This window comes from Micromonospora sp. S-DT3-3-22 (genome assembly GCF_015354745.1).
GTDB classification, from domain to species: Bacteria; Actinomycetota; Actinomycetes; order Mycobacteriales; family Micromonosporaceae; genus Micromonospora; species Micromonospora wenchangensis.
This window is the reverse complement of the sequence record NZ_JACGMO010000084.1, coordinates 21,170-32,733: the sequence shown is the minus strand read 5'-3', so window position 1 is coordinate 32,733 and position 11,564 is coordinate 21,170. Positions and strand designations below refer to the sequence as shown.

The 11,564-nt window shown below is 74.5% G+C and carries 15 protein-coding genes; 1 reads left to right on the top strand and 14 read right to left on the bottom strand.

Going from position 1 to position 11,564, the window contains the following annotated elements; translation table 11 throughout:
- The 10 genes from H1A17_RS22655 to H1A17_RS22610 all read right to left on the bottom strand — a co-directional run.
- Nucleotides 1–972, bottom strand: a 972-nt coding sequence (locus H1A17_RS22655) for a cupin domain-containing protein (protein WP_194822839.1), incomplete at its 3' end; no start/stop codon positions are given.
- Between the two features lie 9 nt (nucleotides 973–981).
- On the bottom strand, nucleotides 982–1,161 hold the full coding sequence (locus H1A17_RS22650) for a hypothetical protein (RefSeq protein WP_194822838.1): 180 nt from the start codon (nucleotides 1,159–1,161) through the stop codon (nucleotides 982–984).
- A 167-nt stretch (nucleotides 1,162–1,328) separates the two neighbouring features.
- On the bottom strand, nucleotides 1,329–1,757 hold the full coding sequence (locus H1A17_RS22645; RefSeq protein WP_145920323.1) for a DUF2267 domain-containing protein: 429 nt from the start codon (nucleotides 1,755–1,757) through the stop codon (nucleotides 1,329–1,331).
- 4 nt (nucleotides 1,758–1,761) lie between these two features.
- On the bottom strand, nucleotides 1,762–1,953 hold the full coding sequence (locus H1A17_RS22640) for a hypothetical protein (protein ID WP_145920324.1): 192 nt from the start codon (nucleotides 1,951–1,953) through the stop codon (nucleotides 1,762–1,764).
- Between the two features lie 247 nt (nucleotides 1,954–2,200).
- On the bottom strand, nucleotides 2,201–2,599 hold the full coding sequence (locus H1A17_RS22635) for a TraR/DksA C4-type zinc finger protein (RefSeq protein WP_088647439.1): 399 nt from the start codon (nucleotides 2,597–2,599) through the stop codon (nucleotides 2,201–2,203).
- Between the two features lie 194 nt (nucleotides 2,600–2,793).
- Complete coding sequence (locus H1A17_RS22630) at nucleotides 2,794–3,462, bottom strand: uridine kinase (RefSeq protein ID WP_145920325.1); 669 nt, start codon at nucleotides 3,460–3,462, stop codon at nucleotides 2,794–2,796.
- A gap of 266 nt (nucleotides 3,463–3,728) precedes the next feature.
- Entirely contained in the window at nucleotides 3,729–4,337 is a 609-nt protein-coding gene (locus tag H1A17_RS22625) for a winged helix-turn-helix domain-containing protein (RefSeq protein WP_145920326.1), read from the bottom strand.
- A 283-nt stretch (nucleotides 4,338–4,620) separates the two neighbouring features.
- A complete protein-coding gene (locus H1A17_RS22620; RefSeq protein ID WP_145920327.1) occupies nucleotides 4,621–5,211 on the bottom strand; it encodes a winged helix-turn-helix domain-containing protein in 591 nt (196 codons plus the stop codon).
- A gap of 51 nt (nucleotides 5,212–5,262) precedes the next feature.
- Nucleotides 5,263–5,754 carry a rhodanese-like domain-containing protein gene (locus H1A17_RS22615; RefSeq protein WP_145920328.1) on the bottom strand — a complete coding sequence of 164 codons (492 nt, stop codon included), beginning with the start codon at nucleotides 5,752–5,754 and terminating at the stop codon, nucleotides 5,263–5,265.
- A 56-nt stretch (nucleotides 5,755–5,810) separates the two neighbouring features.
- Nucleotides 5,811–6,263 carry a cysteine dioxygenase family protein gene (locus H1A17_RS22610; RefSeq protein WP_145920329.1) on the bottom strand — a complete coding sequence of 151 codons (453 nt, stop codon included), beginning with the start codon at nucleotides 6,261–6,263 and terminating at the stop codon, nucleotides 5,811–5,813.
- Between the two features lie 144 nt (nucleotides 6,264–6,407).
- Between H1A17_RS22610 and H1A17_RS22605 the strand changes: the two genes are divergently transcribed.
- Complete coding sequence (locus H1A17_RS22605; RefSeq protein ID WP_145920330.1) at nucleotides 6,408–6,800, top strand: ankyrin repeat domain-containing protein; 393 nt, start codon at nucleotides 6,408–6,410, stop codon at nucleotides 6,798–6,800.
- On the opposite strand, the gene H1A17_RS22600 is transcribed toward H1A17_RS22605, so the two are convergent.
- The 4 genes from H1A17_RS22600 to secA2 form a co-directional block, all read right to left on the bottom strand.
- Nucleotides 6,787–7,581, bottom strand: a complete 795-nt coding sequence (locus tag H1A17_RS22600) for a class I SAM-dependent methyltransferase (RefSeq protein WP_145920331.1) — start codon at nucleotides 7,579–7,581, stop codon at nucleotides 6,787–6,789. The two genes, H1A17_RS22605 and H1A17_RS22600, sit on opposite strands and share 14 nt — an antisense overlap.
- 92 nt (nucleotides 7,582–7,673) lie before the next feature.
- Entirely contained in the window at nucleotides 7,674–8,177 is a 504-nt protein-coding gene (locus tag H1A17_RS22595; RefSeq protein WP_145920332.1) for a DUF2231 domain-containing protein, read from the bottom strand.
- A 163-nt stretch (nucleotides 8,178–8,340) separates the two neighbouring features.
- Nucleotides 8,341–9,081 (bottom strand): GAF and ANTAR domain-containing protein, encoded by a 741-nt coding sequence (locus H1A17_RS22590; protein WP_145920333.1) that lies wholly within the window; start codon nucleotides 9,079–9,081, stop codon nucleotides 8,341–8,343.
- Between the two features lie 176 nt (nucleotides 9,082–9,257).
- On the bottom strand, nucleotides 9,258–11,549 hold the full coding sequence (secA2, locus tag H1A17_RS22585) for an accessory Sec system translocase SecA2 (RefSeq protein WP_145920334.1): 2,292 nt from the start codon (nucleotides 11,547–11,549) through the stop codon (nucleotides 9,258–9,260).
- Nucleotides 11,550–11,564: the final 15 nt, after the last annotated feature.

Below are 11,564 nucleotides of genomic sequence, written 5' to 3'. Positions count from 1 at the left end.
GGCGGCCGGCCAGGCCCGGCCACGCAGCCGGGCGGCCACCGCGGCCGGGTCGGCCCGCAGCAGCCAGTCGCGCAGCGCCTCCACCGTCTCGGTCAGCTCCGGTTCGATGGCGTCCGGGTCGGCGACGTCGGTGCCGAACGGCAGCCCGGCCCGCAGCCGGGGGTCCTCGGCGGCCAGCGCCAACAACTCCTCCACCAGGGCGTACCGGGTCAACGCGCGGATGCCGACGGTCAGGTGCAGCGAGCTGGTCTCCTGCGCCTGGGCGCTGTGCAGCCAGCCGCGCGGCAGGTAGAGCGCGTCGCCCGGTTCGAGGACCACGTCCAGCGCCGCCGGCCCGTCGGCGGTGGCGGACACCTCGTCGGCCCGGCCGCCCCAGGGCTGCCTCTCCAGCGGGTCGGTGAGCACCGGCGGGTGGATGCGCCAGTGCTTGCGGCCGTCGACCTGGAGCACGAACACGTCGTGGGTGTCGTAGTGGGTGGCGAAACCCTGGTTGCCCGGCGGGGTGAGGTAGGCGTTGACCTGCAACGGCTGTGTCAGGGCGGTGCCCAGGTCACGGGCGAAGTCGATCAGGGCGGGCCAGAGCCGGTGCAGCCCCTGCAACACCAGGGTCGCGCCCCCGGCGTACAGCTCCAGGACACGGTCGTCGAGAACCTGGTCGCCGATCTCCGCGCCCGCGCCGCCGCCGCCGGTGAACCGGGCCGCCGGCACCAGCTGGCCGTCGCGGGCCACCCGCAGGAACGGGGTACGCAGACCCCGCCGGCTGAGCAGCTCGTCGGCGTCGGCCGGGCTGAGCAGATCGGTGAACCCGTCGGGGTTGGGCAGCTCGGCGGCCCGCGACAACAGTGGCGCGCGGCCCCAGTGGGCGGCGGCGAACTTGGCCGGTTCGACGCTGACGCAACGCTCCAGCGCCCGCGTCGCGGCCGACGGGACCGCCGGGCGGCCGTGGCCGCCCGGCGGGTCGATGGTCGTCATGGGTGTCGGTCAGCGGGCGCTGCCGTCGGCGCCACCGTCGTGCTGACCGGGCGTCGCGCCACCGTCGGCCGGACCCTCCGCGCTGCCGTCCGCACCACCGTCGTGCTGACCCGGGGTCGCGCCACCGTCGGCCGGACCCTCCAGGCCGCCGCCGCTGGTGGTCTGCATGTCGTCATCGTTCAGTGCCATGGGTGCTCCCTCGGGTGTGCCGCCCCGCCGCAGGGCGGGGTCTGTCGTACGCGGGTGGTACCCCCCACACGATCTTCTCTAACCACACCGTAGACGGCCTGTCCGACGCGCGGGACCGATCGCCGGCCCCGGACCGTGCGGGCTCGCCGGTCCAGGGCCGGTCGGGGTCAGGGAATCAACCGTTGCAGGTCGCGGGGCATGCCGGCCTTCACGTCCTGCCACTCGCCCTGGGTGACGTGCCGGCGCAGGGCGTCCAGCACCACCCGGGCCACCCGCTCGGGGCCGCCCTCGACGTCGTAGGGGAAGCCCTGCCGGACCTCGTAGAGGAAGTCGTCCCGGTTGAGTTTCACCGGCACGTCCTCCGGCTGCCACCCGTCGAAGTAGATGCCCCGGACCAGCACCGGGAGCTGGGCGGAGAACTCCGCGCACTCCTGCACGGTCATCCGGTCACGCAGCAGGTGCAGCACGGTGCGCAGCGCCGCGTACGACTGGTTGCGTTGCGCCCGGGGCCACCCGTAGGCGTCCTCGATGTCCTTGAGGATCAGGTTGGTCTTGTCCACCGAGGACTCGAACGCCGACATCAGCTGCTCGGCCATCGGGTCACCCCCCGTCCTTCGGCTCGCCGCCCCAACGCCGGTCGTCGGCGCGTCGGGGTGGCCCCGACGGGCCCCGCCCCTGCCGGGCCGGGCTGCCGAACCGTGCGGGCCGCTCCGGTCGGCGGGTGTCGCCACCCGTGCCGACGACGTGCAGCACCGCACCACGTCGGGGATCCGCCACCACCCGTACCGTCATCTCGGTCACCTCCGTACCCGTGCGCGGTCTTCCCGGCCGCAGGGTGCGGCCGGCACCGTCGATGCTGCCCGCCGGCCGGGTGAGCCGCCCTCACCCGGCCGGGGTGAGGCGCGCCGTCGGGTGACCGGCGGTCGGGGCCGATGTGGCGGCACCCGTGGGGATGCCGCTTCATCGGCTCCCCGGAGCTGATCAGCGTGGGTGGGGTGGGCCGGCAGCCGGTGTCCGGCGGTGCCGGTCGGCCGCCGGCTCAGGCGGCGCGCCGCTCCCGGGTCTGCTTGCAGCCGACGCAGGAGGTGGCGGACGGGAAGATCTCCAGCCGCTCCACCGGGATGGGCGCGGTGCAGCCCTCGCAGAAGCCGTAGGTGCCCTCGTCCAGCCGGGTCAGGGCGTGCTCGAACTGGGCCCGCCGGTCGAGGATGGTACGGAGCAGGGACTGGGCGGTGTCCCGCTCGGCGGTCTTGGTGCCGCTGTCGGCCTGGTCGTCGCCGGCGGTGTCACCGACCTCCACCAGCCGCAGCACCTGGCTCTGCGCGACGGCCTGCTCGTACTCCGCGGACAGCTCGTCGTAGCGGGCCCGCAGGGAGGCCCGGATCTGGTCGGCCTCCGCCGTGGTGCGGGCGGTACCGACGGTGTCGTGGACGAGCATCGCTGCCTGCCTTTCCTGGGACCGGCGCGACCCGAGGGCGCTCCGGGCTCGGCGGGCACGGTGAGATCATCCCGTGCCGTGTGAGTGCGGCGATTACCCACCGCCCCGTCCCGCCAAACCACCGGTTTCGCCACCGTCGTGGCGGGCGCACCGGGCGTCCCGCCGGACCGGTGGGGCCCCGCCACGGCGGGGATTCAGCCGACCCCGTCGGTGCGCTGCACCCAGGCCGGGTGCCGGGGGTCGTCGACGCGCAGGACCACGTCGGCGAAGGACTGCGGGGCGACCTCGTCGGCGTACCGGGCGAAGGCGGGCAGGGTCCACCGCTGCGCCGGGTCGGTACGCCGGGCCAGCGCGGCCGGCGAGAGCACCAGGTGCACGGCGAGGTCGAAGGGCAGTCCCCCGCCGAGCAGGAGCGCCCCGCTGACCAGCAGCACCGTGCCGGGCGACAACTCCCGGTAGGCGGCCCGGCTGGCCCGGTCGGTCCGGGCGTCCCAGAGTGAGGGCAGCACCCGCCCGGTGCCGCCGGGGCCGGCCGGGTCGAGCACCTCCCGGCGCAGGCCGGCCTCGTCGATCCAGCCGTCGTAGTAGGCGTCGGGGTTGGTCCGGCCGAACTCGAAGCGGACGGAGGCGGGCCGCAGGAAGTCCCCGGCGCGCAGGTGCAGCGCCGGGCGGCCCCCGGCACGCAGCGGGTCGACGAGCGCGTCGGCGAGCCGGTCCGGGGCGGCTGCGGGCGGACCGTCGACGGCGACCCGGAGGTGGGCCGGCGGCGTGGCACCGTCGCCGGTCGGCCCGGACGCGACGGTGAGGAGCCGTTCGGTCAGCTCGGCGACGAGCCGGTCGGGTGAGATCGGACGGACGCGCATCCGACCATGGTGCCCCGTGGGCCGGCGGCCGGCCCGGCGGCCCGCGCACCGGGCGACGGGGCCCGGCGCACCGGTCGGGTCACCGCGGCGGGCCGCCGCCGAGCCGGCCGCCGGTCCGGTCGACGGGACTCGGGGCGACAAAATTCTGCCCCGGCGGTGACCCGGAACCGGGCGATCCCGGCCGTGGCCGGCGGCACGGCACGGCGCAAGCGCTTCGGTGGGGGCTGCCCGCCGGCGGGCGGTGACGGCGGTCCGGGCGGAACGGTTCAGCCGGTGCGGTCGACGGTGACCCGGGCGTCGTCGGCGAGCCGGTAGCCCACCCCGTAGACCGTGGTGACCAGCGGGACGTCGACGCCGACCTTGCCGCGCAGCCGACGCACGTGCACGTCCACCGTGCGCACCCCGGCGTGCTCGTAGCCCCAGACGGCGTTGAGAAGTTGCAGCCGGGTGAACACCCGGCGGGGGTGGGCCACCAGGTGCAGCAGCAGGTCGAACTCCAGCCGGGTCAGCGGTAGCGGCTCGCCGTCGCGCAGCACCGACCGGGAGGAGGCCAGGATGTGCAGCATCGGGATGGTGGCGGCGAGGGACCGCCCCGCGGACCGGCCGGCCGGGACCTGGTCGGGTCGCCGTTCGGCGGGCACCCCGGTGGTGGCGATGGTGCCCTCGCCGCGTTCCAGCATCTCCCGGGCCGCCTCCAGCAACCGGCGGGCCGGCGCGGTGAGCGACTCCTCGCTGGCCAGCGGAATCGACAGGGTCACGGTGAGCACGGGGGTGGCGGCGGTGGCCGGACGTCGCTGACCGCCGGGAGGCCGACCGGGAACCGAGGGCTGGGACGTATGCCATCCGGCGCGCGACGATGCGGGGCTGACCGACATGGTCCTCCTTGGGCTGGTCCGGGTATCTCCCCACGGCCCGGGACGCCGCTGCATCGATGCTTCCCGGCCCCTGGACGAGGGTCAAGGGGCGACCGCGTTGCATGAATGTGACAATTGACGAACAGTTCGCAGCCGATCCCTCGCTCTGCGTACGAGCCAGATGATTACAGCAGAAGCGTCGAAGTGCCCGGGTACGGGGGTGCCCGCCGGTCGGATCACGGCGGGCACGCCGCGACGCACCCGGCTCGGGGCGGGCCGGGTGCGTCGCGGAATGGTCGAAAGGTCAGCGGAACCGGTCGACCCGTACCCTCGCCTCGTCGGCGAGCCGGTAACCCACCCCGTACACGGTGGTCACCAGGGGGGTGTCCACGCCGAGCTTGGCGCGCAACCGCCGGATGTGCACGTCCACGGTGCGGGCGACGGCGTGTTCGTACCCCCAGACGTTGGCGAGCAGTTGCAGCCGGGTGAAGACCCGGTGCGGGTGCTCGGCCAGGAACAGCAGCAGGTCGAACTCGATGCGGGTGAGCGGGATCTCCCGGTCGCCCTGACGCACCACCCGGGTGCCGGCGAAGATCCGCAGGGTCTCCGGGTGGTCGTCGGTCGGCACGGGCTCCCCGACCACCGGCCTCGGGCGCGGGGCCGACAGCGACGACAGCAGGCGCGGCGCGGTCGACTCGCTCAGCCGGACCACCCCCTCCCCCGCCTCGGCCAGTTCGCCGAGCAGGTCGACCAGGCGGGCCAGCCGGGGCGTCAGCGGCCCGGCGGTCAGGTCGAGGGTGATGGTCAGCGAGGGCGTGGAGCGGGGCCGGCCCGGCACCACCCGGTCGGGACGGCCCGGCGGGTGCGGACGCGCGGTGAGGGCGACGAGGGACATGGGAGCCTCCTGTGTGGCGGTGCGTCCGCCACGCCCGGTGGGGCGCGACGGTCAGTGCGGCGTCCGGCCGGCGGTCACCGGCGGCGCGAAGGACGGGGTATGGTGCGACGGCGTCGGGCCCAGGGTCGGCAGTCCGGCGATCCGCCAGGCGACGAAGCCGCCCACCACGTCGGTGGCCCGGTGCAGGCCGATGTCCTGCAACGCGGCGGCGGCCAGCGACGAGGTGTAGCCCTCCTGGCAGATCACCAGCACCGGCAGGTCGTAGTCGACCGCCTCGGGCAGCCGGGCCGGGCACCGCGGGTCGAGCCGCCACTCCAGGACGTTGCGCTCGATCACCAGCGCGCCCGGCACGGTGCCGTGGGCGGCCCGCTGGGCCGCCGGCCGGATGTCGACCATGATCGCCCCGCCCCGGCAGGCCAGGTGGGCCTGCTCGGGGTCGAGCCGGCGCAGTCGGGTGCGGGCCTCGGCGAGGATCTCGTCGATGCCGCGCGAACCCGGTGGTGGGGCCGGACAGCTCTCGGTGAGGGTGGCGTGTTGCGGCATCGTCGCGGTCCTTCCATGGGCGAGCCGGCGGGTGGGGGAAACGGGGGCGGGCGGCGTCACCAGGAGACGCCGGCCCGGGCGACCTCGGCGACCCGGAGTCGCCCGTCGACGAGGTGGTACCGGGTCATGTGACGCAGCGCGGGCAGGTAGACGTGCACGCTGACCGCCGGCTGGTCGCCGCGGTTGGTCACCACGTGCACGTGTCGGGGGCCGAACCGGCGACCGGACCCGGCGGCGAGGCGGTGCGGGCGCAGCCGCCCACCGGAGACCGTCTGTTCGGTCAACTCGCCGGCGACGACCAGGAAGGCCCCCGAGGAGCCCCCGTGGTCGTGCAGGTCGGTGCCCTGGCCGGGTAGCCAACTCAACGCCCAGACCTCATGGTCGTCGGCCGAGGCGAGCCGGGTGTACCACCGCTCGGTGCGGTCGAAACGCAGCGGCACCGACCAGGTGGTCGGGTCGGCGTACCGGCCGGCGACGGCGAGCAGGTCGGTGGCGTGGATGCTGGTCATGGCTTCTCCCGTGTGGTGCGTCCCCCGACACTCTAGACTGTAAAGCCTATAGGTTTAGTAGGTAATACCGAATGTTGGGACGCGGGAGGCGGGCACGCTCCCGTCCCCGGCGGCCACCCGGGCACGGGACTCTAGGCTGAGCGGATGACCGAGGAGTTCGACGCCGAGACGCTCGCCTTCGCCCACCGGATGTTCGACCTGGCCCGCACGGGTGAGGCCACGGAACTCGGTGGCCACGTCGACGCCGGGCTGCCGGTGAACATGACCAACGACAAGGGCGACACGCTACTGATCCTGGCCGCCTACCACGCCCGTCCGGAGACCGTCGCGGCGCTGCTGGCCCGGGGCGCCGACCACACGCGGGTCAACGACCGCGGGCAGACCGCACTCGCCGCGGCGGTGTTCCGGCGCAACCCCGAGGCGGTACGCGCCCTGCTCGACGCCGGGGCCGACCCGGACCACGGGACCCCCTCGGCGGTGGAGACGGCCCGCTTCTTCGACCTGCCGGAGATGCTCACCCTGCTCACCACCCGCTGACCGCCCCACCCGCGGGGCCGCCGATGGCCGGCTTGACGGCCTCGATCAGGAAGCGTCGGGAGTGGGCCACGAAAGCGCCCTCAGCACGGATCTGCGCGTGCAGCCGTTCGAGCCGCGGGCGGTACCGGTCGACGTCGAAGTCCGGCACGGTCCACACCACCTTGCGCAGGAACCAGACCACCGCGCCGATGTCGTGGAACACCGCCCGCAGGGTGGCCCGCTCCAGCCGTACCACGTGCAGGCCGGCGGCCCGGGCGGCGGCCACCGCCTGGGCGGTGTGCCGGGTGGCCGGCGGCGGCAACGGGCCCAGCACCGCCTCGCTCAGCTCCCGCATGGTGCCGGCGCCGATCTGCTGGGACAGGTAGCGCCCGCCGGGACGCAGCACCCGGGCGATCTCCACCCACGGGGTGTCCACCGGGTGCCGGCTGGTCACCAGGTCGAAGGCGGCCGCCCGGAACGGCAGCCGGGACACGGGAGCGACCTGCACCACCCGGGCGTCGACCCGTCGCAACGTCCGCCGGGCGACCACGACGTTGGGTGGCCACGCCTCGGTGGCGACCAGCAGCGGCGGCGGTTGGGGCAGCTCGGCGAGCACCTCGCCCCCGCCGGTGTCGATGTCCAGCGCGGCCGTGACCGTCGCCATCCGCGCGGCCACCTGGCGGGCGTAGCCCCACGGTGGACGCTCCTCGGTGGCCCGCCCGTCCAGCCAGCCGAAGCCCCAGCCGTCGACGGGGGCGGCGGCGGCCTCGGCGATCAACTCCGCACAGCTCGGCTCGACCATCCGCCCACCCTGCGGCAGAGGCCGTACGGCCGGCAACCCGATTTACCCCGGGCGGCACGACCCGCACGACCCCGGCCGGGCGGCGCGACGGGTCAGGGGGCGGGGCGGAGGATCTCCACGGTGGAGCCGGCCGGGACCCCGTCCAGGCTGTCGAACCCGGTGGGCTCGCGGCGGCCGGACTCGAACTGGCGCATCAGCCGGGCACCCAACCCGACGCCGACCGCACCGACGAGCAGCGCGACCAGCTCGGTCGCCAGCAGCACCCCGGTCGCCCCACGCTGCGGGGCATCCGCCCGGACCAGGCAGGACAGCAGGAAGAGCGCGGCCATGCCCGCATTGACCATGTTGAAGGTGACCATGGTGCGACGGTGCGGCCCCGGCCGTACGTCCCACAGGTCGATCATGCCGGCCACCGCGGCGAGCCCGGCGGCCACCAGCGCGGCGATCGCCGTCCAGTAGCCGACCTCGCCGAGGAACGCCGGGCCGCCCGCCACGTCGGCGAGGTCGAAGACGGTGGCACTGACGAAGAGCCCGAACGGGAACGTCACCAGCATCGGTTGGATGGGATGCCCCTGCACCCTCAGGCGGCTCTCCATCGTTTCCTCCCCGGGATCGGCTCAGCTCACCGGTCCAGGGTGCTACCCGGGGGCCGCTTCGACGAAACGGTCGGGCCGGGATTCGCGGGTCCGGAGAGAAACGACACCGCCGGCCGCCCGGACCGCCCCGGTGGACGGTCCGTGTCGGGCCGCTCGCGGCGGGTCAGGACTCGCGGGGGCGGGAGACGGTGGTGACCAGCCGTTCGGCCACCTCCCGCAGCGGGATGTCCAGCGAGGACGCGGCGCTGCGCAGCACGTCGAGAGCCTCCGGCGCCGGGCAGCCCCGCTGGGTCATGATCACCCCGACGGCCTGGCCGACGACGTTCTCCCCGAGCAGCGCCCCGTCGCGTTCGCTGTCCCGCTCGGCCCGCCGGGCCCGGTCCCGGACGGCGGCCAGCAGCAGCCCCGCGTGCTCGGCGAGCAGCATCGCGGTGAGCTGGTGCCTCGTGCCCAGCGTGCCGGGCCGGCCGGCGTACAGGTTGATCGAGCCGATCGCCCGCTCGTCGACGTCCACCGGAGCGGAGATCACCCCGCGCACGCCGAGCCGGCGGGCGCGGTCGGTCCAGGCCGGCCACCGGTCCTCGACGGTCAGGTCCGCCGCGATGATCATCTCGCGGCGGCGGATGGCGTTCATCGCGGGTGACTCCGCGCCGTGCCCCAGGTCGTCCAGCTCGGCCAGCCGGGGGTCCGACGCGGCCACCCCGGCGGGCTCACCGGCGCGCAGCGCGGTGAAACCGCACCAGAGCACGCCGGGCACGGCGTCCGCGGCGATCCGGACCAGCTCGGTCAGCGCCTCGTCGAAGTCGTCGACCGCGATCAGTCCGGCGGTCAGCTCGCGCAGCAGGGCGGCCGTCTCCAGTACCCCGAGCGTGTCGATGGTCAGCTCCCGCATGTCCAGGTTCACCGGTCCGCGCGCCCCGTCGTACACCTGCCGCCCGGCACCGGCGTCATTGCCTGTGTCATCGTGATGATCTCTCTCCCGAGTCGTGGGCCCCGGGCTACTACCCTCGCAAAACAGGATCGAAACCGCGTAAAGGAACCCCTCCGGCGCATCCCGCGTCGGAGGGGTTCCCGGGCCGCTCAGCGGGCGGCGGCGAGCCGACGGCCGACGGAGGCGATCAGCCGGTCCAGTTCCGAGCCGAACGGGTTGTCGTGCACCAGGTACGTCCAGGTGGCGCTGGGCCGCACCAGCTTGGCGGCGTCCGGCTCCCAGTCCTCGGCGAACTCGGTCTCCTCGAAGGTCGCCAGGGTCCGCGTCTCGATCTCGGGGATGAGGTTGGTGAACGCCGGCACCGCCGCCCGGTGGAACTCGTCGAGCGGGTCGAGCCGGCCCAGCGCCCGCAGGTGCACGCCCTCGCGCACCTCGGACAACTCGGCCAGATGCTCCGCCCAGAGCCGGTCGGTGTGGTAGAGCGCGATGGAGCGGGCCACCCGGGCCAGCAGGTCCTCGTCCATCTCGCCGGCCTTCTCCGGCATCCGGTCGAGCAGCATCAGCGCGGCCACGTCCGAGGTGAGCAGCCGCTCCCGGCGCTCGGCCAGGGCGATCCGCTGCTGCTCGATGACCACGCTGTAGCGCCAGGTGTTGCGGTGGATCTCGTGGTTGACGCCCTCGGCGACCCGCTGGGCGTGCTCCACCGCGTAGTCGACCTGCTCGTCGGTGACGAGGCCGTCGGCGTTCATCCGGGGCGAGGCCGGGACGGCGTCGCCCGCGTGCCGCACGACCAGGTCGTCCTCCAGGCTGACGAAGAAGACCGAGCCGCCCGGGTCGCCCTGCCGGCCGGCCCGGCCGCGCAGCTGGTCGTCGACCCGGCGGCTGTCGTGCCGGCCACTGCCGATCACGTAGAGCCCGCCGAGCTCGGCCACCCGTTCCTGGTCGACCTGCTCGCTGCCGCCGAGCCGGATGTCCACGCCCCGGCCGGCCATCTGGGTGGAGACGGTCACCGCGCCGTACGCGCCGGCCTCGGCGATGATCTCCGCCTCCTCGTCGTCGTTCTTGGCGTTGAGCACCACGCACGGCACCCCGGCGGCGTGCAGGCCGGCGGCGAGCCCCTCGGACTCCCGCACGTCGAGGGTGCCGACCAGCACCGGGCGGCCCGCCTCGTGGCAGCGCCGGATCTCGTCGATCAGCGCCTCCTCCTTCTCGGCCCGGGTCGCGTAGATCCGGTCCGGCTCGTCCTCGCGGACGCAGGGGGTGTTCGGCGGGATCACCGCCACCTCCAGGCCGAAGAACTCGCGGAGCTGGTCGCCGACCAGCACCGCGGTCGCCGTCATGCCGCACAGCTTGGGGTAGAGGGCGATGTACGCCTGCACGGCGATGGTGCCCAGCACCTCCCCCTCGGCGGTGGCGTCCAGCCCCTCCTTCGCCTCCACGGCGGCCTGGAGGCCGTCGGGCCAGCGGCGGCGCTGGGCGACCCGGCCGCGCATCTCGTCGATCAACTCCACCGAGCCGTCGCGGACGATGTAGTCGACGTCGCGGTGCAGCAGGGCGTGCGCGTGCAGCGCCACGTTCACCGCGGAGAGCTGGCCGACGTGCTCGGTGTCGTACAGGTCGATGTCGCCCAGCTTGGCCTCGACGGCGGCCAGGCCCTCGGTGGTGAAGGCGACGCTGCGCCCGTCCTCGGCGACCGTGTAGTGCCGGCCCTTGCGCAGTCCGCGCACCAGCGCGGCGGCGGCGTGCACCGGGTCCTGCTCGCCGGTGACCGAACCGGCCAGCACCATCGGCACCCGGGCCTCGTCGATCAGGATCGAGTCGGCCTCGTCGACGATGGCGGTGGCCAGCGGCGGCTGGACCCGGTCGGCGAGGTCGGTGACGAGCTGGTCGCGGAGGAAGTCGAAGCCGGCCTCGCTGACCGAGACGTACGTGACGTCGCAGCCGTACGCGGCCCGCCGCTCGGCCGGGGTGGACGCCTCGTTGACCCAGCCCACGGTCAGCCCGAGCAGCCGGTAGACCGGCGTCATCCACTCGGCGTCCCGACGGGCCAGGTAGTCGTTGACGGTGAGCACGTGCACCGGCCCGTTGCCCAGCCGGACGTGCCCGTAGGCGGCGACGGTGGCGGTGAGCGTCTTGCCCTCACCGGTGGCCATCTCGGCGACCTTGCCGGACAGCAGCGCCATCGCGCCCAGCAGCTGCACGTCGTACGGCCGCTGGTCGAGACCGCGGCGGGCGGCCTCGCGGCCGACGGCGCAGATGTCCACGTACTCCGTGGCGGCGCCGGCGGCCTCGGTCAGCGCCTCGTCGTCGAGCGCCGACAGCTCGTCCTCGCGCGCGGCGATCCGCGGCAGCAGCTTCTCCAGCGGAGCCAGGTCGACCGTCGTCCCCGGGCGTTGGAGGAACCGGCGGAACCTGCTCTTCAACCGTTGCGACACACCCATGAGCGGCAACGGTAC